The organism is Natrinema sp. 1APR25-10V2 (assembly GCF_031626495.1).
Taxonomy (GTDB): Archaea; Halobacteriota; Halobacteria; order Halobacteriales; family Natrialbaceae; genus Natrinema.
This window is the reverse complement of the sequence record NZ_JAMQOJ010000005.1, coordinates 434,876-457,471: the sequence shown is the minus strand read 5'-3', so window position 1 is coordinate 457,471 and position 22,596 is coordinate 434,876. Positions and strand designations below refer to the sequence as shown.

General features: G+C 55.1%; 26 protein-coding genes. 12 read left to right on the top strand and 14 right to left on the bottom strand.

Annotation, left to right across the window (positions count from 1 at the left end):
* Positions 1-489: 489 nt before the first annotated feature.
* The 6 genes from NDO75_RS18195 to NDO75_RS18170 all read right to left on the bottom strand — a co-directional run bounded on the left by NDO75_RS18195 (position 490) and on the right by NDO75_RS18170 (position 6,544).
* Entirely contained in the window at positions 490-687 is a 198-nt protein-coding gene (locus tag NDO75_RS18195; RefSeq protein ID WP_310908034.1) for a hypothetical protein, read from the bottom strand.
* 1,197 nt (positions 688-1,884) lie between these two features.
* A complete protein-coding gene (locus NDO75_RS18190; protein WP_310908033.1) occupies positions 1,885-2,706 on the bottom strand; it encodes an ArsR family transcriptional regulator in 822 nt (273 codons plus the stop codon).
* A 584-nt stretch (positions 2,707-3,290) separates the two neighbouring features.
* Positions 3,291-3,446 (bottom strand): hypothetical protein, encoded by a 156-nt coding sequence (locus NDO75_RS18185; RefSeq protein ID WP_310908032.1) that lies wholly within the window; start codon positions 3,444-3,446, stop codon positions 3,291-3,293.
* A 579-nt stretch (positions 3,447-4,025) separates the two neighbouring features.
* Positions 4,026-4,421 (bottom strand): DUF5518 domain-containing protein, encoded by a 396-nt coding sequence (locus NDO75_RS18180; protein WP_310908031.1) that lies wholly within the window; start codon positions 4,419-4,421, stop codon positions 4,026-4,028.
* A 322-nt stretch (positions 4,422-4,743) separates the two neighbouring features.
* The gene (locus tag NDO75_RS18175; RefSeq protein WP_310908079.1) at positions 4,744-5,496 is read right to left on the bottom strand and encodes a hypothetical protein; all 753 of its coding nucleotides are present in this window, start codon (positions 5,494-5,496) and stop codon (positions 4,744-4,746) included.
* A 445-nt stretch (positions 5,497-5,941) separates the two neighbouring features.
* Positions 5,942-6,544, bottom strand: coding sequence for a hypothetical protein (locus NDO75_RS18170; protein ID WP_310908030.1), 603 nt, complete (start codon positions 6,542-6,544; stop codon positions 5,942-5,944).
* A gap of 857 nt (positions 6,545-7,401) precedes the next feature.
* Here NDO75_RS18170 and NDO75_RS18165 point away from each other — a divergent pair.
* The 4 genes from NDO75_RS18165 to NDO75_RS18150 all read left to right on the top strand — a co-directional run bounded on the left by NDO75_RS18165 (position 7,402) and on the right by NDO75_RS18150 (position 9,651).
* A complete protein-coding gene (locus NDO75_RS18165; protein ID WP_310908029.1) occupies positions 7,402-7,905 on the top strand; it encodes an Lrp/AsnC family transcriptional regulator in 504 nt (167 codons plus the stop codon).
* A 236-nt stretch (positions 7,906-8,141) separates the two neighbouring features.
* The gene (locus NDO75_RS18160; RefSeq protein ID WP_310908028.1) at positions 8,142-8,537 is read left to right on the top strand and encodes a hypothetical protein; all 396 of its coding nucleotides are present in this window, start codon (positions 8,142-8,144) and stop codon (positions 8,535-8,537) included.
* 164 nt (positions 8,538-8,701) lie between these two features.
* Positions 8,702-9,145 (top strand): hypothetical protein, encoded by a 444-nt coding sequence (locus tag NDO75_RS18155; RefSeq protein ID WP_310908027.1) that lies wholly within the window; start codon positions 8,702-8,704, stop codon positions 9,143-9,145.
* A gap of 35 nt (positions 9,146-9,180) precedes the next feature.
* On the top strand, positions 9,181-9,651 hold the full coding sequence (locus tag NDO75_RS18150) for a hypothetical protein (protein WP_310908026.1): 471 nt from the start codon (positions 9,181-9,183) through the stop codon (positions 9,649-9,651).
* A gap of 643 nt (positions 9,652-10,294) precedes the next feature.
* Here NDO75_RS18150 and NDO75_RS18145 read toward each other — a convergent pair.
* Complete coding sequence (locus NDO75_RS18145) at positions 10,295-10,768, bottom strand: DUF1330 domain-containing protein (protein ID WP_310908025.1); 474 nt, start codon at positions 10,766-10,768, stop codon at positions 10,295-10,297.
* A gap of 292 nt (positions 10,769-11,060) precedes the next feature.
* On the opposite strand from NDO75_RS18145, the gene NDO75_RS18140 reads away from it, so the two are divergent.
* Complete coding sequence (locus tag NDO75_RS18140) at positions 11,061-11,894, top strand: transcriptional regulator (protein WP_310908024.1); 834 nt, start codon at positions 11,061-11,063, stop codon at positions 11,892-11,894.
* Between the two features lie 60 nt (positions 11,895-11,954).
* Here NDO75_RS18140 and fabG read toward each other — a convergent pair whose 3' ends face one another.
* Genes fabG through NDO75_RS18125 form a run of 3 tightly spaced genes read right to left on the bottom strand, consistent with a single transcriptional unit; the run spans position 11,955 to position 13,556 of the window.
* Entirely contained in the window at positions 11,955-12,755 is an 801-nt protein-coding gene (gene fabG / locus NDO75_RS18135) for a 3-oxoacyl-ACP reductase FabG (RefSeq protein WP_310908023.1), read from the bottom strand.
* A complete protein-coding gene (locus tag NDO75_RS18130; protein ID WP_310908022.1) occupies positions 12,752-13,354 on the bottom strand; it encodes an HTH domain-containing protein in 603 nt (200 codons plus the stop codon). The genes fabG and NDO75_RS18130 overlap by 4 nt, the downstream gene beginning before the upstream one ends.
* Complete coding sequence (locus NDO75_RS18125; RefSeq protein WP_310908021.1) at positions 13,341-13,556, bottom strand: helix-turn-helix domain-containing protein; 216 nt, start codon at positions 13,554-13,556, stop codon at positions 13,341-13,343. The genes NDO75_RS18130 and NDO75_RS18125 overlap by 14 nt, the downstream gene beginning before the upstream one ends.
* A gap of 531 nt (positions 13,557-14,087) precedes the next feature.
* Between NDO75_RS18125 and NDO75_RS18120 the strand changes: the two genes are divergently transcribed.
* Complete coding sequence (locus NDO75_RS18120) at positions 14,088-14,930, top strand: CPBP family intramembrane glutamic endopeptidase (RefSeq protein WP_310908020.1); 843 nt, start codon at positions 14,088-14,090, stop codon at positions 14,928-14,930.
* A 246-nt stretch (positions 14,931-15,176) separates the two neighbouring features.
* Positions 15,177-15,329, top strand: a complete 153-nt coding sequence (locus NDO75_RS18115; protein ID WP_310908019.1) for a hypothetical protein — start codon at positions 15,177-15,179, stop codon at positions 15,327-15,329.
* 310 nt (positions 15,330-15,639) lie between these two features.
* Here the strand turns inward: NDO75_RS18115 and NDO75_RS18110 are convergent, their stop codons facing one another.
* Positions 15,640-16,014, bottom strand: coding sequence for a helix-turn-helix domain-containing protein (locus NDO75_RS18110; protein ID WP_310908018.1), 375 nt, complete (start codon positions 16,012-16,014; stop codon positions 15,640-15,642).
* Positions 16,015-16,830: 816 nt separating this feature from the next.
* Here NDO75_RS18110 and NDO75_RS18105 point away from each other — a divergent pair.
* Entirely contained in the window at positions 16,831-17,253 is a 423-nt protein-coding gene (locus NDO75_RS18105; RefSeq protein ID WP_310908017.1) for a cupin domain-containing protein, read from the top strand.
* An 888-nt stretch (positions 17,254-18,141) separates the two neighbouring features.
* On the opposite strand, the gene NDO75_RS18100 is transcribed toward NDO75_RS18105, so the two are convergent.
* Positions 18,142-18,375 carry a hypothetical protein gene (locus NDO75_RS18100; protein ID WP_310908016.1) on the bottom strand — a complete coding sequence of 78 codons (234 nt, stop codon included), beginning with the start codon at positions 18,373-18,375 and terminating at the stop codon, positions 18,142-18,144.
* Between the two features lie 166 nt (positions 18,376-18,541).
* Positions 18,542-18,817, bottom strand: a complete 276-nt coding sequence (locus tag NDO75_RS18095) for a PadR family transcriptional regulator (protein ID WP_310908015.1) — start codon at positions 18,815-18,817, stop codon at positions 18,542-18,544.
* A gap of 402 nt (positions 18,818-19,219) precedes the next feature.
* Here NDO75_RS18095 and NDO75_RS18090 point away from each other — a divergent pair, with 402 nt between their 5' ends.
* Together NDO75_RS18090 and NDO75_RS18085 are read left to right on the top strand one after the other, a co-directional pair.
* A complete protein-coding gene (locus NDO75_RS18090) occupies positions 19,220-19,579 on the top strand; it encodes a hypothetical protein (RefSeq protein WP_310908014.1) in 360 nt (119 codons plus the stop codon).
* Positions 19,580-19,682: 103 nt separating this feature from the next.
* Positions 19,683-19,961, top strand: a complete 279-nt coding sequence (locus tag NDO75_RS18085; protein WP_310908013.1) for a hypothetical protein — start codon at positions 19,683-19,685, stop codon at positions 19,959-19,961.
* A gap of 22 nt (positions 19,962-19,983) precedes the next feature.
* On the opposite strand, the gene NDO75_RS18080 is transcribed toward NDO75_RS18085, so the two are convergent.
* Positions 19,984-20,352 carry a hypothetical protein gene (locus tag NDO75_RS18080; RefSeq protein WP_310908012.1) on the bottom strand — a complete coding sequence of 123 codons (369 nt, stop codon included), beginning with the start codon at positions 20,350-20,352 and terminating at the stop codon, positions 19,984-19,986.
* Between the two features lie 1,104 nt (positions 20,353-21,456).
* Between NDO75_RS18080 and NDO75_RS18075 the strand changes: the two genes are divergently transcribed.
* Together NDO75_RS18075 and NDO75_RS18070 are read left to right on the top strand one after the other, a co-directional pair.
* A complete protein-coding gene (locus tag NDO75_RS18075) occupies positions 21,457-21,921 on the top strand; it encodes a calcium-binding protein (protein ID WP_310908011.1) in 465 nt (154 codons plus the stop codon).
* A complete protein-coding gene (locus NDO75_RS18070; protein WP_310908010.1) occupies positions 21,921-22,247 on the top strand; it encodes a hypothetical protein in 327 nt (108 codons plus the stop codon). The genes NDO75_RS18075 and NDO75_RS18070 overlap by 1 nt, the downstream gene beginning before the upstream one ends.
* Positions 22,248-22,596 lie beyond the last annotated feature (349 nt).

Genomic DNA, 22,596 nt, shown 5'->3' with positions numbered 1-22,596 from the left:
GCCCTGTTCGTTGAACTCCGCCACTATCTCCAGCAGACAGGAAAGGTACCGGCTGATGCGTTCGCTGCGTATGAAAACCACGGAGTGACACCGGTCGGCTGCCATCGACGGAAGGATCACCACCACGAAGCGCTGAATCACTTACGCAAGGGCGTCCAGCGCACGATCTCCGCCAGACACCAGCCAACGGATCCACCAGCAGTACAGACAGTCGAGGCAAGGCCCACTCACTAACGAAGGCCCACCCGCATAGGCCAAACGAATCGGTACACGGTAGGAGCAGTGCCGGTGCAGCATGGACTGTGCAGTGCCGATCTACCATCCGATCCGGTCTTGGGGGCTCTCCTAGTCCCCGCCCCAAGGAGAGTATTTGAGTATTTTGGTCACGACAGACACACCTTTCACGGTTCACGTCCAGTAGAAGAGAACACCACAGACTCGGAGAAAGGGTGTTTCCCGTCACCCAGAACAGCAATGGATACCCTGCTTCTATTCTCCTCGATTGATGTCCGGTGGCTTTTGCGCCTCCGTTATCGTGACATCCCAATCCGGATATGATGATCCATTGCGGCTTGACCAAGAGCCAACGAGGTCGATATTACTTTCATAGGCTGCTTGGAGCAGTTCGGTGAGTGCGTCGTTGAATTGCTGCTCATCAGACAAATCGATATCTTGGCGGTCAATCATTGGTATCTATAATCCTTCTTTTGGATGGGAGTAGCATGAATCCACGGTCGGAGATTCGCCGAGTTAGGAACCGCCTCCTCTGGGAGGCAAAGCGATTCTGAACCCTCAAGAGAACCCTGTTACCCTTGTGGGGCCAGCACGAATAAGGATGTAGGGCAGTACTCTGACTGATGCCATTCCTGATACCTGCTCAGTTGCCCTAGTGCGATGATCCTCCTCCTGCGGAAGCGGTCCGTGTGGACCATGCTGGCCGGAGTACCGGAGTGATATGGTAGAGGAGATATTGGGATGCGGGGAAAAGGGAAGAATGGCCGGACTCCCACAGGACCCGGCCAGAGAATAGGCACCCACCCGCGACTGAGTCAGCGACTCTCCCCCCGGACCAAACGCCACCACTGGTCGCCAACTGCCCACAGGTTGACCGCACCAGCACTCCCGATGTCAGGGACGAGCACAATATCCCCTTTTCCACTGCGGATTAAGCCAGTGTCCCTCCAGACGGTCGTCCCCGAAATGAGGAGAAAGAGTTCCAACTCTCACTGCCGAACCACTGAACTTCCGATACTGCACGACTCGCTCGTCTTCTCAGTACCGAGTACTGGTTCCGCATCCACTGACTGCCAAATTACTTCGAGAGAAGGCTGTTAGAGGCCAGTTGATGATATACGAATATGGGAATAGAATATAGTGAGTGTGGGGGCTGTGGCTTCGTTCTGCGGGCGTCGAGTGCTACTGATCCGCAGCCACGGAACTGGGATTCCTGTCCCGAATGCGGGGGGACAGACTTCGGTTTTCCTGATGAGTGACTCTTGCGAACAGAGTCCCTCCTCTCTTTACTCTAAGACCGGGTCTGAAGTGACTACATAGCAATGTTCCCTGGAGGGAGCAGCTGTCCCTTTCCAATTGGACAAACTTGGCCCGCCGATAGCACTTTGTGCAGCATACGCTGCTCCACAGCGCTCACAGACACCGACGATGTGCTCGGATTATACCATCCCATTCATTCAGTCGACCAACACAGGATCGGTGCCCCTTAATTTCGCCGATGATATCCGATTATCTCACGGCAGTTTTCTGCATCATTGTTGTGCACTACACAGCACGAATGTTGCACAGGATATTGGCCGCTCGAAGGCTAGTCCGGTTGTTCAGGATAGGTGATGACGGTATTGATTTCCCCCACTGTAGATCTGGTGGTTATGGTTCAAACGGGAGACCTTCGAGGAAATCGTCACTCTGGTAATCGAGATGATCTAATCGGGGGCCGAGTAGTTCACGGACAAGAACCACCAAGGGATTGGTCGTTCCGTCACCGACCATTGCAATTTCCGTTTTCGTTCCATCCCTATCTTCATCCCAGAGACCGATAACGACCTTGTTCCGATCAGCGACAATCAGTCGGCTCACCTTAGGGTAGTTCGCCTGTTCGTACATCCAATCCATTTGCGGGTCCCAGATCGTTGCCTCAGGCAGACACTCCCGAAAGAACCTCCGTACCTCCTGGCTTTTCGCCCCAGCGTGGAACTCAACTTCCCGCTCAATGGCGCTCTCTGCATGTGGGAGACACTCCTCAGTAAGCAGTTCGTCGGAAGCATAAATCAGAAACAGTTCATCCTCTGCTCTATCGGCTAACTTTCGGCAGTAGTCGTACACCTCTTCACGGCCTTCGAGTCGTCCAACAGTACTTTCGTCTGTTCCGTGTTCCGTCCGAAACCGTGAGACCAGTTCGTTGAGTACATCTGTGTCCATCCAACTGGCATCATCTAGTGAGTTATTCCCCTCAGTGACGACGTTTGTATCGCGGTCATACTCGATCAGTCCTACGTCGGCAAGTCGAGGCAGGTAGTTGTGATGGAGCGAGATGACCATCTGGTCGAGACCTTTCTCGTTCTCTGAAGCGAGCTGTTGAGCAATCTCAGTCACGGAAAGCTCGTGAGAGGCTTCCGTGAGAACGGTCAAAATCGCTCGGTTAGTACTATCCGTAAGAATCCGGATGAGTTCGTCATCCTGCGAATCCATTATCCGTGAATATCCCTATAGGGTAATAAAGGGAAGGTATCATATCACATACACAATTATCGAATTGTAATCAGCCAATTTTCGTTGAAGGTTATTTCTCCGCCAATATTCGATAGCAGTTCTACGGAGTAGCTGATTCTTCCGTTATCAAGTTGAGATAAAGGGGGAGGTGTACTGCCCCAATCCTCTGTATTCAGCACACAGTTTCTGCTATCTCCCAGAGAGATCGGTCGATGGTCCATGATCTACTTGACCGATACTGGTCGCCGAAGTGGCCGAAATTCAGTGCCGCCGCACGGACACCGATCTCCCGTTCCAATCAACCGTATTTCGCTATTTGGCCAGCGCCGAGCGGCGTATGGTGATCGACAGGTAGTACAGACGGCCACAATTCGATTTGTGTCTTCTGCCGCATTCATACCGCTTCTACAATCGACAGTCGACTTTCCTCCATCCCCTACTTGGATAGGGACCATGACCTGCTAAGACGACGAAGGGACCAGCCCTGGAAACCAGATTTCCGGATGATCGTACCGGCGGAACCGGAACTTACCTGTCCGCATCACCCAGTACCGGTCATCAAATCAAACGAGATCGCCGTTGCTGACCGCCTCCGAGAGAGCATCCGGAGTATCCGTGTCGGTGATGTCACGATCGGCTGCCAGCTCTGTGATCTTCTCAGCAGTGGTTCCCGGCTTCTCCGCGACTATTTCCAGGATCTGAGCGTGCCCTTCGTCCATCGGTCAGGTCATCCGGTGTTGGACGATCGCTTCTGCACCGCATGCAGGACAGGGATCGGTATCCCTGTCGACAGAGGTGCCACAGCGCCGGCACTCGTACACAGTATCCTTCTCATTCAGTAGGCCGAGCAACCGGTCAACTCCGCCAAGGACCATGAGACGGGGATCACTCCGGATTCACAACGTCACGACACTCAGGACACTCAGCGTATACGGCCGGTCCCAGATCGGTCTCGTACTCGAGGATCACGTTGAGAGGCATGATCTCGGCCTGGCAGAACGGACATGTGCCGAGATCCGGCGGATTTGTCGTGGACATTGGATTGATGACGGTGATAGGGAGGGAGCGTGTGACTTCGTAGAGGTGGTGTGTTTACTCCCTCTACAAGCAGAAGAGTACCCGGATACACATATAGGCAATCCAACCACGGTGGAACTGAAAATAGACCGAGTACAACCGTATCACGGTATAACTCGGAGAATTCATCTAAACGAAAAGCCTGTAGCCTCCTTCTCTAGGAACGCCACCGCTCCGCCGATACAGACAATCGCCGGGCACTACAGCGGAGGTCCACTGTGTTAGAGTTCGTGCTTGAGGTAGATACCGAGGTAGCCGCCGACCGCGCTCAATCCCACGGTATACAGACTGCCGAACACCAGCAGTGGGAGGAGCATGAAGAGAAACATTCGCGGTACACCGCCAATCCCGAAGCCGAGGAAGAACATCATGCCGAACATGCCCATGAACAGCATCGGGATGAGCATGATGACGCCGGCGATGGCACCGACCCGGACACCATCGTTGGCCGTTCCGCCCTCGAGGTAGGCGGCGAGCGCCCCACCGAGTAGCGTTGACAGGGGAACAAATGAGAGGATGACGCCGGCGGCCGCCCCGATCACCGCGTTGATCAGGGTACTGGATCCGCGGTCGGCGTCCGATGTTTCAACGGTGGAGGAGGATGGCTCAGAGACCATGCGTGTAGAATTCCTCTGCTCTCACCAAAAAGCGTTGGTGGTCTAATATACCGTCGTCTTGTGATAACGCAGAAAGGTATCTAGAAGAGCAAGGAGCACTTTGACAGGTGTATTTACGGCCTCCGACAACCCTGTGGAACACCGGATTTAGTCGTGCGAGGGTGATATCGGCCTTCCCTCATAATTCCTGATTTGCGTCTACAGTATATATGGGACTCAGAGGGAGGGTCAACCACTGAGCAGTTCTGATGCTGAAAGAAGTGCAGTAGTTGTGACCGCACTCCGGCGCTGTACTGGGAAGCGACTCAGTGCGCCCTATCAGTTACTCGTTATCGAGCGCGTCAGCTAACGCTCTCAAGGCCTCTATTTCCGATTTGGCATTCACAGTAGTTCCCGTTGGAAGGTGCTGGGCTGTGTATTTCTCTGAGTGAGAGACGACCTGAACGACGGGTTCCTCCGTGTCGGTCTGCTCTCCCCGTGTACGGTCATCGCTGGTGGATTCCCAAGTAGGTGCCTCTTCCGCTGCGCTTGAGTGAAAACCCGCCTTCTGGATGGCGGTGTGCCACCGGCCGAATCGATTGTGATAGGTCTGTGGAGACGGCATCTGATCAGCGTCCCGTACTTCGTTCGAGGTGGGGGGATGACCAACGGTCTCCCCAAACCCGTATAACAATTCAAGGAGGTCGTCGTCCGAGAGGTTGCGGGCGGCCTGAGAGAGATTTGGAGGAAGTCCAGCCGCTTTGAGCGCATTATTCCAACTCTCAAACTGTCGTCGATACGTGACGGGAGATGGAACCTCATCAGCGTCTCGAGCGTCAGCCGCGGTTGGTGTCTCCCCGAGTGAGTCAGCAAAGTCTTGGAGGGTAGTGCGGAGTTCCTCCTTTGACGGATTCGTGCACGGCTCTATTCCTGCCGCCCGGAGGGCATCGTTCCAACTGCCAAACCGACGTCGGTATGTTCCCGGTGTCGGCATCTCATCGGCGTCTTTCACGTCGGTCACTGTTGGGGCGTTTTCCGTCTTGTCGGCAAACTCACGTAACAGGGTACGGAGTTGCTTGTCAGTATAGCGTGTTATTGGCCTCCCCTCCTTTTCCGCCCCCGAGTACTGTCCGGAGTCTCACTTAGCTATTCTCACTGTCGCTATTCTCAATTTCGAGCTATGAACCGAAACCAGAAGAAACAGTCCCGATTCTAACGGCTGAATCTCTCTGAGAGGTATTGAGTAGAAGAAGCTGTGAGTTTCCGGTACCGTGCTACCCCAATCTGTGGAAGATGCTTATAGCGGTTCTTGACAGCCTTCGATTGGAGGAAGAGATACCCAGTAACCTCCCAACTGCAATCAGGTTGATGATTGATACGTCAGCAATCTACCTAACGACTCGTTCGTGAGCGACCGTGCTGATGGATAAACCTCTTTATTCAGTACGCAGTTTCCGCTATCTTCCGCAAAGATCGGTGATCGTTCCGTTGCCCTACTTCCCCTTTTACTGAACGTGGGGTTCCGTGAGCACTGGGGGTGCTCACTGGTTCTCAAGGGCGTCAAGGATGCACGCAGAGGCGATCACCGCCTCTTTCGGAACGTCGCTGGCGTCATCAATGCTGACCGTGTAGGCATCCCGCAACGAGACCTTCCCCTCGATGTCGCCAACATGATCGCCATCAGCGTCGAATATCTCGTACTTGTTGGGAATGAGGTTCGCAGCCGACACGAGGTGTCGGAGTGCCGAGAGAAGCTTGCTCTTCGATTGAATGGTCGCCAGTATCGATCCTGTCTCGGGGTCACGAATTGTCCAGTTCTCCACGAACAGGGAGAGATCCTCGTCGAGCACGACAACCTCCTGGTCGGTGCCCGCGTCCGTGATGGTGTAGTTTCCTGCAACGTCCATGATGCCGCCGGCCTTCACGGTGAACGCGTCTTCGCCGTCGCCGGTCACGAACGGAAACTCTTCTTTCATTTTGAACATCTTCTGTTTCCCTTGCAGGACGACAGTGCCGGCACTATCACGGACAGCATACTTGTTCCGGATTGCGGACTGCTTGACCTCGTAGCGATCGTCGGTGAGATCAACCGTGGAGATATCGTAGGTGTCCCTCCCTGGACCGGATGGAGCAGGATCGGTCATAGGAGACAGGTAACTCCTGTCTGAAGGAAAACCTTCTGCATCCCCTCATAGACTTTTAGCAGGGGGCACTCCGGTTCTTCCAGAGATCGGGATGTGAAAATCGCGGTGAGCGTAGAGCGCGAACTGAGTGATCGGTAGAAAGAGAGTCTGGCTAGCAGTAGTAGACCCAGAAGGAATGTTGGTTTGAACATTCGAGTTTCGTATGCTCACCGAACGCGGCGACATACGGGCTAACTTTCAGCTCCACGTCCTGTTCTGGGACTGGTACGCTATTGTTCTCTCCGCATTTCGGACACGCGACTTCCTGAGTTTCTTGGATTTGCATCAGCATTGATCATGTATTCTACGCCATGAGTGGTAATGAATGACACCCAACTTTACTTGATAGATCCACGGTCGCTATCTTCCCTGTACTGAGCGATCACCACTTTCGCAAATCGGCCCCGATCTCGCGCGACATTCGCGCTCTCTATTCAGCACGACGGCTGAAACCTATCACCGATTGAGGGTTTCAACAAGGCCCGCGATACGAAACCGGTTGAGTAGACCGGAGCACGGGCAGTAATATCGACAGTAGACACTGCTGGTGCGAGTGCCACGCCCAATGATTTCAGCGTCCATTCAAAGACTGCGCCAGTTTCTGGTGCAGTCCGCAGAAGACGCACACTCTTCCAAAGATACAACGTATCCTCATGAACTGGCGATACTGTCCCCGTTCTGGACGCGAAGGTATATTTCGGGCGAGAACCGTGAAACTGTGTATTGTTAGGCAGTGATCATAATAAGTGCCAGAATAGCTCTCTAGATACGATAGCCTCTCCACACCTACATATGGAGATGTCGGTTGACTATAGCATATGGGTAGTAACTTGGATGATGTCGATCGAGGAGTACTCCACCTTCTTCAACAGGACGCCAGAAATACCACTGCAATAGACATGGCCGAACAGCTTGATGTCTCCCCCAGCACGATCCGCAACCGCATCGACCAACTCGAAGAGACCGATGTTCTTGCTGGATACCAGCCCCAGATCAACTACAAATATACTGAGTTCCCCATCCAAGCCATCTTTGTGGTGACGGCAGCCCCCACTGACCGGACCGAGGTTGTCGAAAACCTTCTCGAGATTGACGGCGTGTTCGAAATCCGTGAGATGCTGGGCGGGAAAGCGAACATCCATGTCGACGTACTGGCCAAGGATAATTGCGACTTGTCAGATATTTCCGATGAAGTCCATGAATCAAATGTAGAGATCGAACGGACCGAGATCACGAAACAACGCCGGACACGGCCAGTGACATTCTACAGTGATCCCATTCCTCCGGACGAGAACAAGACCGAATCCTCCGACGGAACATAGTCGACCCCCTGTTCCCGATAATCAGTCATTCTTCACATAAGTCCATCAGTGATTCCTGGGGCGACCGCAGAATATGATCGGCGAATACTCACCATCCACAAGCCGTAGAATATATTCAAAATAACATATTTAGCCGGGGCTACAGTACGTGGCGATATGGATCAGAGCAATTCACGGAAACTACCGTGCCATATCACCGTCGGTAGAAGAGATAGAGTTACACAGGAGACCAACCAATGACGGACAACAACAGTAATAAGACGAACATAACCGATAACAACATGTCAATCAGTGATGGGGGCCAGCAGGAACGGTTCAACGAAATCCTGACCGCACTTGCCGATACCCACCGACGGTACGTCCTCTACTACCTGCAAGACGAAGAACAGGCATCACTCACCGAGACCGCCAAGCACGTTGCCGCATGGAAACAAGACTGTCCACCTACCGAGATCCAGGACAAACGGATCGAGAACTTCGAAATCCAACTCTACCACAACCATCTCCCTCTGCTGGAAGAGATGTGCCTCGTCGAATACGATGACCGCTCCGAACAACTCGTGTTCCGCGATCCGCCAGAGCTTGTCGACCTCTGTCTCGACCACTGCACAGACCAAGATCTCCACAGCTAACCGTCACCGACGATCCCACACCTTCTTGAACCGTTGGCCTCCTTGATCGATACGTCCCGGTCCTGCTGCAACGCGGCCATCACACTACATCCAACACTCGCTGAATAGTCATCGCGATCTCGATCGAACAAACTGCAGTATTCCTCTGACACCGGGAGACTACAATGGCTCTTTCAGCCAAGAGAGAGACTAAATATCCCGGAAAGGTACCGACAGGTATGGTATCTGCACTAACTGACGATCAAAAATTCGATCTCAGTATTGTCATCGGTGCCTTCATCGCGCTATACTGGATCCTGTACGTTGATCCCCTGACCGGTGAACTGCTGGGCCTCATGCTTGGAAGCCTGCCAGTCCTCATCGGCGTCTACCTGTACGTTGACCCAGACCAGTATATCATCCAGGGCCTGACCGGGCTGGCAGCCGTCGCCCTCGGCGGTGCCGCCCCGGCAACCATCCTCTACCAGACACCGGCCGGCAACTGGCTGGTCGGAAGCCAACCATTCCCCTTGGCGCTCGGTCTCATGTTGGTCGTGGTTATCGCGACACTCGTCGGCCGCCGATACCTCCACGGGGTAATCACGCCACACGACACTACTCCTGCCTGACCCAGGCTAATCGAACACAGAATCTCCCTTTTACTATGGCTGACTCTCTTCGTCGACGGACCTTTCTCCGACTCGGTGGTGTCGCTGCTCTCTCATCCCTAGCAGGATGTAGCACCATCCAGGCAGAACTAGGACTGCGAACACAGCAGCTTGGACGGGTCATACTCGCAAACAGTAGCGACGAACCGGTCGACGTGAAAGTCGAAGTCATCCAGGAGGGAACGACCGTCCTCGCCTCGACATATCAGCTCACTCCCGGCTCGTCCGAGGAACGACCACAGATTGTGCTCAACGAATGGCACGACAATCCTAACGCACAGCGGTGGGAGGTCCGGGCAAAAACACCCGCCAGCGAATGGAGGAACGCCGAACTGACTGCCGCAGCGGGCGACCGCGCCGACTGCCACCGCGTCCACATCGTCACGGGCAACTGGTCCGAATCGCCCATGCTTGTCCTCCCAACAGACTGCAAGCAGACGCTCAACGAGGAGATTAGTCCTCGATGAGATCGTACATACGGTTGCTGCTCAGTATAGGAGGTGCACATACCACTCAGTACAAGCGGAATACTGCCCGGGAGTGGGTTGGGGTTTATTGCCACTGCTGTTGCCCGTCACTACGAGAGACATGACACGGAAGCCACTGGTGGCGGGTAATGGCGCTGGACAGGTAAGCCAGCATCCCAACGACGCTCGTACTTGCGCTCAAAGACTGATTGACGAACTTGATGGTCTTGACGACCCAGCGGACGAACGCCGGTTCGTTGAGGCTGTCGTCCACGCAACGGGGCTTGATTCGGCTAATACCATCCTCATCACTCCCAGTGCTGATGCCGATTCCAGCGAGTCGTTGGCGGAACGAACCCTCTTGCCACCGACGGGGGATTTAGAGCAACTCGAGACTGCGCGATGTATGCTCACATACAGTGATGACCGACAGGACGTTGCCCTCCACCGACACGAACTACCTGCCCAGAACTCTGCAGAACCATCTGCTCAACAATCGACGGTGTCACGATGGGATCAGTTCCGTGATCGACTCATAGCGCTGTGGTAAGTTCGCATATGTATATAGCGCACTGTTGTTCTTTTTGAAACCACGGGGAGCGGGTACTTCCAATTTCCCAAGGAAAGAAGATGGTGGAATTCCTTATGCCTGTGCTTCAGGGGAGTACTGAGAGGTGACGATCTTATTGGAGTAGGCGGTAGTCTCGCGGCGAATCGGCCGAACTTCTTGCAAGGCATCATCGGCATACCACTCCCTCGCTGCTTGAACGGACGGGAATTCCAAGACGATCGTCAGGTCATGACCCCATTCGCCGGCAAGCACAGTCGGATCAAACGAGATCACGAGCGCCTCGCCGTCATGTGCGGCAGTTGTCTCTGCAGCAACAGAGAAATATTCGTTCATATATCGGTCCCTGTCGGTTATCCCGTCGACAGCAATCACGTATCCCCGTTGGGATTGAGCAGGATCGCTTGTGGTCGTTTCGTCAGTCTGTGTCTCATTCTCGCTGCCACTAGCCGTTGCAGATGGGAGCATTCCGAGTGCACCCCCTATGACCGCCCCCGCTTTCAATAGCGTTCGGCGCAAGACACGGTCTGAATTCGGTTCGTTGGTCATTGCTATACACTCACACGGCTGCCACTCATTCTTTCCACCGTACGTCGGGTTACATTTCTCATTCTTTTGACCGCTTGTCGGATGCTTCCGTTAGGCATTCCTGATAATTGTTTCTCGACTGTCCTTCAATTCGGTATTCATCGTATTCGATTATTCATTCTCACCCCCTGTGGGTTGGTAACACATACCGTTGCGTGATGCATAGCCCTACTTGATGGGAAGTTTCTGAGGCCCTGCTAATCTTCCCGCCCCCTGCAAAGGTATTTGCGACTGCTCGGACGTAGCGTACGACATGGCCAGTCATTGTCACGCGCTCCCAACAAACATGGACTCGGCACTGGACGCGATCCAGTTCTTCGCAGATTCAGCGAACAGCGTGCACGTGTTTGAAGCACTCACCGCCGGGTCGACGACGAGCCGCGACCTCACAGAGCAAACCGGTGCCTCACGGTCAACCGTCGCACGAATCCTCGACAAAGGGGAATCACGCGGGTGGATCACCTCCGAGGGAAGTCAATACGAACTCACGGAGGAAGGGGAGATCATGACCGCTGAGTTCCGCACCTATCTGCAGACTGTCGAGGGAATCCAGCATCTCGGTGACGCTATCGAATGGCTCCCAGCACCGGTTCACTCGCTCGATTACCGCCATTTCCGCACCGCCGATCTCATAACGCCGAAAACGCCGACCCCCTCCCGGCCATACGATCACGTGGCCGAGAAGATTCGCAGTACGGACGAGGTCCGCTCACTTGTCGAGGTCACACTGCCTCGATATGTGACGCTTATTCATGACCAGGTCAATGAGCGGCAGTTGGATACCGAACTCGTAATCGACGCGGACTGGATTGAGACCCTCCCTGCAGAGTCAGAGCAACTGCCGCTATTGCGGGCCCGCGCAGAGCGAGACAGCATCTGGACCTGTGATGGGGGGGTCCCGCTTAACATGCATCTCTTTGATGACTCAGTGGCGATTTGGTTAGGTGAAGACCGAGACGAAGAACGGGTCGTTCGGGGATTGTTAGTCGTAGAGGTCCCAGCCGTTCTGTCCTGGGCCGAGGGCCTCTACGAAGACTATCGAAATGAAGGGGAATTGCTTGACCCAGCGACGGTATCTGCAAGGTAGACAGTCCGCTAGTGACGACACGCTTGCTCTTCGACGACTTCTCGACGTCACATTGAGAGCTTACAGATCAAGTCCGCCGTTGATGTCGATGATCTCACCGGTGATGTAGCCCGCTTCCTCACTGGCAAGGTAGCGAACAAGCCCTGCAATCTCACTCACGTCGGCGAACCGCTCGAGCGGAATATCCGCACGGAGATCATTCTGGATCTCGTCTGGAATCGCCTCCACCATCTCCGTCAATGTGAAGCCGGGTGCGATACAGTTCGCCGTTGTGCCCGTATCTGCCAGCTCGAGTGCAAGCGACCGGGTAAAGCCGAATAGTCCACTTTTCGCCGCTGCGTAGTTCGCTTGGCCGACGTTCCCTTGCTTCCCGATCACGCTCGAGATGCTGATCACCCGTCCGTCGTCGACGGTTTGGAAATCATCGTAGAACGCCTTGGTGCAATTGAACGACCCGTGGAGGGAGACATCGATGACACGGTGCCAGTCTTCGTGACTCATGTTGCCGAGTGTACAATCGGCTGTGATCCCGGCGTTGTTCACGAGGACGTTGATCGGCCCAAACGAGTCCTGGACCGCCTCACGCATCGCGTCAACTTCGTCACGGTTCGTGACATCGGCCTGAATCGGATGGGCCGTCCCCTCGGTATCGGCTTCCGTGATCACGTCAGCAACCTCATGGGCAGCAGCCTCCGACGACCGATAGTTGACGATGACAGTCGCACCGTGCCGACCCAGCTCACGGGCGATACCATGCCCAATGCCACATGAGCCGCCGGTGACGAGACACGTCCGGCCTGCGAGTGGTTGGCGAGACGGCTGTTCCAGTTCAGGTGGCCGCTCTCTCTGTTCGACATTCATTGTTGTCGCTCCAGCAGCGGCTGGTGATCATCATGGGAATCAGAATTGTACGTGACGATCTCGCCTGTGTTTGTACTGACTGCAGTAAGCCACTCATCGACGGTGTATGTCTGCGCGGTACCTGTCGGTGACTGTTCCGTATAGGGGACAACCCCTTGGAGGGATGCACTCTCCTGATCTGCCGCAGCGGAATCGTCCTCGTACAGCGCCAGCGCCACAAGCGGCACCCGTATACGTTCGCGCGGTTCGTCGGCGCTGATGCCGAGTGGTGACGAGGGAACCTCCTGTCGCCGGAACGCTGGCTCGAGCGTCACACCGTGCTGGTCGGCCCAGCGTTCGAACTCGGCCACGAGCTCATGTCGCGCCGGTTCACGTGTCTCGTCCGTCTCGATGACTGCATGCTGTTCCGGCGGCCATGGGTGGAGTTGATAGGTGCTAATGTGCCCGTGGTCGCAGAGCTGCTGGAGCCGGTTGACGATCGTGGTGATCGTTTCGGCAGTCAGCCCCGGAACAGACGACCGCACGTAACAGTCAACCCGGAGATCGGTCGCTGTCTCGGTCGGGACGGCCGGAGACGTTGAACCGTTACTGGCTGGCATAGCCATCCTCCGTCCGCTGAACGAGATCCTTCGCAACGAGCGACTCGAGCACGGCGAACAGTGTGAGCTTGGACAGTCCGAGAAGTTCTTGGAGGTCGGTCGCTGTCGCGTCCTCGATCACGAGGAGGGACAAGTAGACGAGTTTCGCCTGTGGTGATGTAAGATCGGCCGGGATTGCGGTCAGCTGTTGACTCGTGGACATCCCCAGCTACTCCCACACCATGACGTATAAAGACAGACTGAGACGCAGGCACATGCAGGGCAGAAAATCAAGGAAAAGAACGGCCATAGTAAAGTGGTATTACCGGCGAATAACCAGTGGACAAGCGATAACGGACGGATCACTGGGAGCAGAACCGTGACTGTGGTGAAGATGATGTCCACGAGTGACCGCTACGTAGCGGCCAGCCGTGCGCGGGACAGCCAGATACCGGATCTGGAGCAACCGCATCCTACTTCATCTCACTAGAGGACAAAGCTGTATGCCCGACATAGTTGGGGAGATGCCAAGCACGACTGATCACACGGAACTGAACGGAAGGAGAAATCACCCAACATTTACTCAGAACTCCTCTATCGGTGGCTGTTGTCAGAAGAAGCTGCCAAGTAATATTATATATCCGTATTGTATAGCAATTCGATATGATAGGACTGAGTTGCCAGCATTCCTGTTGGACCACCCGTGAAGCGGGTGAACCGTCCAGATATGGCGATGCATTTCAGGGTGGTTTCGATGACTGATCCTGATCACGGCCGACTCGGGCTCTTTGTCGGTATTCTGCTGGTTGCTGCCGCGGCGCTTGTTCTCATCGCAGCCAGTGCAAACGTGAGTCCGATCACGCTTGCACCGGCCTACATGTTCTCGCCGATGGTCGCTGGCCTCGCCGTCTGCCTGTCCCAGGGTATCCCACTGGCAGATGTTGGACTTCGACGTGGCCGCCTCCGCTGGCTTGCCGCGGCCGCCGTGGTGGCACTGCCCCTTATCGGGCTGACTCTTGTGTTCGCAGTCGCCGTCCCCGGGATAGCCTTCGATCCGACTGCCGATCCGATTCCAGGCGCTGAACTACCCCCCGGCCTCCTCGGCGTGGTGGTCACGATTGGGATTGCGCTCGTCCTCGGATCCACGGTCAACGCAGTCTTTGCGTTTGGCGAAGAGTTCGGCTGGCGCGGCTATCTCCTGTGGGAACTTGCACCCTGGGGCTTCTGGAAGGCGTCATTCGCGATCGGTTCGCTCTGGGGCCTCTGGCATACACCCGTGATCGTTGCCGGATACAACTACCCGTCGTTCCCCTATATCGGTGTAATTGCCATGACGATCGCATGCCTCTCCTTCTCACCGCTCTATACCTACATCGTCATCCGGGCACAATCCGTGCTTGCCGCGGCAATTCTCCACGGCGTGTTCAACGGGTCAGCTGGGCTTGTCGTGGTGTATGCGGCCGCAGATGGGCCAGTGCTCGAGGAACTGGTCGCAAGCCCCGTCGGTGCTGCCGGTGTACTCGCGTTTGGCTTCGCCACGATTGCGATCGCCGTATTCGATACGCCTACACTGACTCGAAAGAACTTCACCGGATAACTGTCGCAATTGTCGGTGAGCGCTAGGAGATCGTCAGCCGCAACTGTCCTCCGGATCACGAGTATTATCCAGAAATACTATATGATGATACTGGGAAGACGAGGAGGAGAAGAGCAGTCCGCATGTCACGTACAGCTTTCATCGCGCTTGATCTTCGTCCTTCTCAGCCTTGCAGCCGACAAGGGATCGGATATGAACAAGTTGCCCAGGGAGACTGGGACGTAGTGAACGGAGTATGGTCCCTATATGCCTGAATGCGGTGCATGTGGCGAGTTCGTTACCCGGGACTTCATCCGGGTATTCGGCATCGATGGTGAAGTTCACGGCTGTCCTACCTGTACGACCTACCGGGAACTCCAGGACGGAAGCGCAGTGGATCAAGAGGGTGACCTCTCGTGACCGACGACGAACCGGTGTACGTCGCTGCCAGACGCACCCACTATCATACCTCGCCCGACTGCCACGGTCTTCCTCGTGCCCGTGAGGTCACTGAACAGCACCTCTCCCAGCTACCGGACGACGTGACGCAATGCAAGTTCTGCTCCGGGGAATACCAGCCTCACTCCAGCAGTGACTCATTTGTGACCATTCAACTCCTCGAGGATCTCAGTCCAGATGCGGTCGGAGAACGAAATCCCCAAGAATCGAGTGAGTAGGCCGCTAGCAAGATGGTGCACAGAAAGAAGCAAGACCGGCCCGAATCCCGGTCCTACGATATGGCTGCAGGAGGTTCGTGACCGGGAAGGGAGATGAGATTCTCCCGACCTATAGCGATCTTCGTTATCTCTCCGTTTTCTTCCAGGTCCGACAATAGACGACTGACCTTGGCTTTCGACCAGTCGACTGCGTCAACGATCTCGGATTGTTTCATCAGCCCTTCGTTCTCCTGAAGCAGCCTGTGAATCCGCTCCCGATCAGAGACACTCTCTATTCGGCAAGGAGATGATGTGGCAGGACCCGCCTCACCCTGCTTGAACCGATTCCAGACCTCTAAAAGGGCACCAAAAACCGTGAGACCGCCAAGCCCGAGGACCGCAACACGATCGGCCGCGATCCACGCGATAACTGATATGATGTCGATCATGCTGAATGTATCCAACAGAATATATGTGGCAGTTATTCGAAACAATCTCTGTGTGACTCGGTTATCGGTCAGTTTTCCGTGCTTTCGCTGCAAACACGCCGATACGCTCTCACTATGGATTTACTACCGATTTCTTCTCTGGGATTTGAGCATATGGTAACTACATATATATACCTATCAAATAGTCCCGATAGGAGATTATCATCTACAGTAGTATGATCTGGAGATTCCTGTCAAGTCTATACCTCGAGCGGAGAGGCCGATCACAGGAACCGCCACCTGACAAAGTAGGATTCGGAAGAGTTCGGAAACTTAGACCATTGTGCGCGGTAGAGTCACTGGAATTTGTCACTTCCTGAGAATGCAACATATACCGATCCTGATTGCGTCCTCTGCGGCATGGTCTGTGACGACTGTTGCTTCCTCACGTGGGTCAGCACCGGTCAATCTACTATCGCCGTCACCGGCGAGTTCGTGAGCGGAGTACTTGATTTCGCCCGCATCGATCCGCCTTAGAATGGGCTGATAGGGGGCCGCTAGCCACTGGACTGGCAGCAGGTGTGATGCCATATGGTATGGGTATAAGTGGCCCGTCCACCAAGGCTAGGTGATGCACGGGCCGCATCGAAGGTCACTATGACGGAGACCATATCAACCCTGACTGATGTTGACCCGCTCAATATTGTGAAAGGGGCCGACGAGACGGACGGCGAGTTCGTCCGCGTTGAGTATACGGCATAGCCGTCCTTGGATTGGCCACACGCCGAGACCGCTCTCCCCTATGCTCGGTGGGCAGCGGATATCCCGGATGAGCACGTGAATCCGCAGGTCAAGGAGACCTTTCAGATTATTTCAGGTGGGCTACAAGTTGTCGCTGGGGACCAGGAGTATCTGCTGACCGACGGTGACAAGATTACGATCTCCGGCAAGCATCCTCACCGCCACTGGAATCCAAGCGACAGGCCGGCGCGCATCTGCTACGAGGCACGGCCTGCCATCCATATGGACGAGGCGCTCGAAACCGCGTTTGTGCTCGCACAGGCGGGCAAGGCGGATGAACACGGAAATCCAGACCTGCTGCCGCTTGCGGTATTCCAGGATGCCTATCCTGACCACTTCTACTCAACTGACCTCCCGATCATCGTCCAGAAATTACTGTTCAAAGTTCTCGCACCCATCGGTCGGCTGGCTGGCTACCGGCCGACGTATTCACGCGAGGATATCGCCGACCTCCGGTAACGCTGCCAGCGTCACTCTTGTTGGCCGTCCATCTCTGAACGAATCTCTCGCGGCAGCGAACAGCCGACTAGCGTCACAGGCCGATGCTCTTGTTGGAAGTCCGTTCTGCACTGCCTCTCAACTGGTGGCCCTGGAACGCCCTCTGGTAGGCCACTCAGAAGGCCATTGTCCTCCCCGGCTCGGTCACTTCTCGGTCACTTCTACTGGTGCCACGGTTTCTCTGGCGATCCAGGCCGATCTCCACCACTTGGAACACCTGCTGGGCCATGTCCGTGTCCGTCCTGGAATCACCACTGGGACCGTGATGCTGACAGGTTCGAGTAGTCGGAGCCCGTTCGATATCTGCATCGCAGACGGCACTATCCAGGAACTGCCCTTCGCCTATGCGACACAGAATCTTCCCGACTAACTAGGACTGGGCTTTCCGACGACCGCTGACTCCCTCCCCTGAACCTGTGCGGAGCGGACAAGCGACTAGGAGTTCCCCCAGGAGATGGTCGCCATCTTTGACTATTGGTAACGACTAACACGCTGCTTGTTGAATTCGTCAGTAGGCGTTCGGGTTCCACGAGTGATCGCCTGCGCGCCAGAGGAGGACGCCGACAATGGCCAGACAATCCACGAAGCGACTTCGGCGAGACCAGATCGACCGGGGAACGTCCAGCACGGAGAGGCCCCAAGCAACCATCTCCTTGCGAACTATCGTACTTCTTGTTCTGGGAGCCGCCCTTTTCATCATTCTCGCAATAGTTCTAGCTACGCTCTGGGTGAGTTACCGCCCCTATCGGGGCTGCTGAGAGTTAGCAAAGTGTCCACTGATTTCTGGTCCCCCTGGAATTTTTTGCTGAACTCCCCCACTTGCAACGGTTTCTGCGACTGTCTTGTCGTTTAGCTGCCGTCTGCTCGCGCAGGAACACCGTAATCGATGTGAACCACCGATATGCTCGATGATTCTGGCGCGGGGACGCCGTTCCAATCGACGAGGTACACGTTTGTCAGTTCGCCAGAGAACCGGAACCGGTCAACGCCGGTTTCGATCGTTCCTTCTGCCGTCGGCGCTGAGACGACGGCCTCCTCACAGGGATCGGCATCGCCCATTTCGATGGTGCCGTCGACGCTCATGTCCTAGTTTGCTGGTACTCCCCTGCTAATAATTCTGATATGATTTATAAGATTTCTTTCAGATGGCATACTCTGCGAACGCGGTTCTGCCAGTATCGGCCTTCGTATTGGAGGAAAAAAGTTGGTATCGGAGATTATGCCGAGCAGCCGAAAACGAGTCTCTCCCTCACAGTTCAACGTACTGGGTCTCCCACTCCCGGCGCTCCTGGATCTGCTCTTCGCCTGCGTCGGTGATGGCGTAGTAGTTCGTCCGCCGGTCGAGCTGGCCTTTCTCGACCAGTTCGTTGTTGACGAGTGTGTCGAGGTTCGGGTAGAGGCGGCCGTGGTTGATCTCGGAGCTGTAGTACTGCTCAACTTCGTCCTTGACGGTTTGGCCGGAGGGCTGATCGGCACCTGCGATGACGTAGAGGAGGTCGCGCTGGAAGCCGGTGAGGTCGTGCATCTCGCGTGAGTCTTCAACGAATCTGTATTTGACTTCTTTTCCGAATCAGGACATATGTGTCTCTCACGTAGAAGTCTGGATTTTGTCTATAACTGGCTGCGTGCTCCTCCGCCACTTCCGAGTGCCGTCCACCGTATCGCCGAGAGGACACATCTACTGCATACCACGAGGATGTAGATGAAGGAAACTGAATCACCAGGGTTGACGTATTCCAGTACACAGCCACATGCAGGAGAGGGCCAAAGGACCACAGCAGCCTTCTGATCTTCGGGCCGTCGTAGGGAGTGAGAACTCTTTCGTCCAGTTCAAATCTCGGCCCCTCTCAGCGTGGTATGGTACCAAGATGGGAACAGCTGGAGCATCGAGAAGTTTTTACTCGTAACCGAGTTTGTTTTGGCCATAATGTGGCAGGACTTCGTCTTCCTCGCTGGAAGCGTGCTCTCGATCGTCTTTCTCGCACCGACACTGCGAGACAAAACAGCACAGATCCCGCTCGGCTCGAGCATGCCATCTATGACCATCGGCAGCATCTACACCATCACGTACGCCACACTGGGGATGCGGTTCTCGGCGCTCGGCTCGGCCGGTGTCGCCATCATGTGGTCACTGATCGTCTGCTACCGGTCGCCTGGTCCACACGACGGCCCCGGCAATATCCCGCGCTTCCTCAAGGATCTCTCCCGGCGGGGCCGCCGGCTCATGACCGGCTTTCGGACGGACGATCATTCGACCCCGTCCGGACACGATCAATCAGCTGACTGACTCTACTCGATAATCGCCTGAATACGAGTAGACTGCGACCCCTTTTCGGGGATACAGTTAAGCAGTACTGTATTGAACGATAGATAAACCGGTGGTCTGAGAGATGTCACAGGTCGACGATCCACGTCCCCCACTTCCCGACTGGGTGACCGACGCCTACACTCTTCTCTCCAGCCACATGGCAGACACTGAGACCGGTGACGGCCAGTGCCACGTTCCAGCCATCAATCGTGCACAGACAGTAGACATACTCTGTGACTCTGACGAGTTGGCCGTCGAACCAGAAGACGCCGACTATGCAATCACACGCTTGCTTGAGCGTGGATACTTCTATGCGGTTGGTGACGAACTGCGTGTGACCCTTCCTTCTGAGGAGCGGTGATGATTTCCTTCTCTATCTTTCCCTACTCAACGAACGTGTCATCTGCCATGAGGAGGCAGACCATCGGGATCGACTCGTCCCGGACAACGTGGATCTTTCCTGCTGCCCACTGTTCGATGCGATCCACGACAGGTGGCGGTAACGTCGTCGTGCCGTCAGCGGTGAGCATCGATTGGCCCAGTTCAGTGAACCGAGAATCGCTCTCGTAGGTAGATCGGTACCTTGTGACCACGAGCCAACCCCGATCTGTCCATTCTCCCCAGTAGACGAGATCGCCACGGGTCACAGCATCAAATTCGGTTGATGACACGGTCGGCGGGAACGTTCCGACAGCCGGATTCTCTGCGTCTCGTTCAAGGAAACCGATCGAATACGGTTCATCCGTGCCCATGCATGGAGTATGGTATCAATCTCCATAGTTCTACAGGAGGGAGAGCAAACTATGGCTGAGAGTGGTGTTCCTCAGTTTCACTCTCTTGTGCGGGTGCGTATGGTGTATGTGGCTGTGACGATGTCCCGCTGTATTCGATAAGCCCGTCACACCAGAGGCAAACACTGAACGAGATCGGTAGGCCAGCCGAATTATATATGGATTTGAAAACCGGTGTCTCGCCATTACAGTACGGGCACGTCATGCGTTCGGCGCCATCCTCCACCATCTGCCTCCCGACGCCGTGGTTGAGCCTGTACCAGCGGACCACATTCTGCATGAGTCCCATGAGCCCTCAGTACCCCTATGGGACGTACAGTCGTAGTTCTTCGCCTCATGTTAACAAGAGTCATGAAGGCAAACGCAAGAAATCGTACTCGTGCTAACGGTTCGGCCTCCTGCTGTGCTTCCCGATCGCCTCGTTCCAAGATGTCTTATAACATCACAACTGGTATATCGGGAGCTCTGAACAGCCCATCTGAAACCAGCGAAATTACGGTCCTCAAGGAGAACCGTCATAATCAGAAACAACAGCTCTCTCTGTGCCCGTTTTCCAGCGAACGAGAGTAAGCCGTGAAAGCAGTAAGTGATTTGAACCAGGGAACGAAGCAAAGCGGTAATCGGCAGTGGCCCTGTTACCATTTCTTCTTCTTCTTCAGAGCATGGTGGCCGCAACGTATAGAAATCAGGTAACCGCTCTGCGATGGACAACTGACGACGGTGAACCAGTGGAGCTAACGCCTAGTTTCTTGTCGTCCAGCGGTGTCCAGTCATGGCCTAACCTGAAATTGGTATCAGGGTGATAGTTATCAGCCGAAACTATCAGACGCGAAATATACTGTTCTCCCTGTTTGTGCTTCTTGCCAGAAACTTATCGAAAAGTAGTTACCAGCCACACGACACGCCGTCTTATCGGCCACCGTCCGATCATTCATCGGAGAAACAATCAGCGCCCCTTATGCTACTTGGTAACATACAAAAGGATGCCCCTAGGAAGGAGGGGGGATACCACAGTGAGGGAGAATGAGTGAACAAGAAACGACAGGCGACACGAGGCGGTCGTTCATGGCGAAGAGTGCCCTCGCGACGGGGGCGTTGACACTCGGGACGGGCGCGTTCGGCACGGCCACGGTCGGCGCTCAGCAGGAGCAGGTCGCGGTCTTCGCGGACAGTTACTACCCCGGGGCGAACTTCGACGTCGTTGATCCACTGCAGCAAGGGACGACAGTCGATATCCTGCAGGTCGACGACGAACCGGTGGCGGAAATTTCCCAGCCCGACGAATGGACCGGACATATCATCCGGTACGATATCGGCCGGGGAGCGGGTATCACGACGTTCCTGTTCGTGCGCGGTGGCAGACTCAGCCGCGGTGACAGCGGCACGATCGGACCAGACGCATCGGTGCTGAGTTCCAATCTGAACCTTCTCAACACGACACTAGACGGTGGCGAAACAGGAGGCCAGCAGGCGGCCGAGGGGAACCAGACGACCAACGAGACCCCCGCTGAGAATGGAGGTGGAGAATAATGGTGCAAGAGGGAGAAGACCGCGTCCTGCTCTTCACCTACGATTATGAAGCCGGCGCAACGTTCGACGTCGTCTCCCAACTCGAGCAGGGAACGTCAGTGCGACTGCTTCAGACCACCGAGGGAGAGACCGTGCCGGAGATTCCGCAACCCGACGAGTACAACGGGTACGTCGTCCGGAATCAGAGTGACAGCGGCCCACTAGAACCAACGACTGTTCTGTTCGTCCGTGGACAGACGCTCGGTGTCGATGACAGTGAAACGCTCAGCGAAGACGCGTCGATGTTCAGTTCGCGACTGAACCTCTTCTCGACCTCGCTTGAGTAACAACCTTGTTTTTAATGGCTATCTCCACCAGAGCCGCTGTAGCACCGCCAGATCCACTCTTCCAGCGACGGTGAATAGATGGCAGAAATCGGGATGGAACTGCGTCTATACGGTCGGTGGCGAACCAAATATTCTTCTCTCATCGAAGACCCCCCCCGATTAGACAGGCAGATTAGGCTAACGGTGAAGGATTATCGTGTTTGGCGTGGTAGCATATACCATGATCTGTGAATGGTGGCCCAGCTGTGATGATGAGGCGACCCACCGGGTTGAGATCATCAATCTAGAGTCCGGGACAGAGGCCTCATTTTACTACTGTACTGGGCACGCTGAACGTAGACTCGACGAA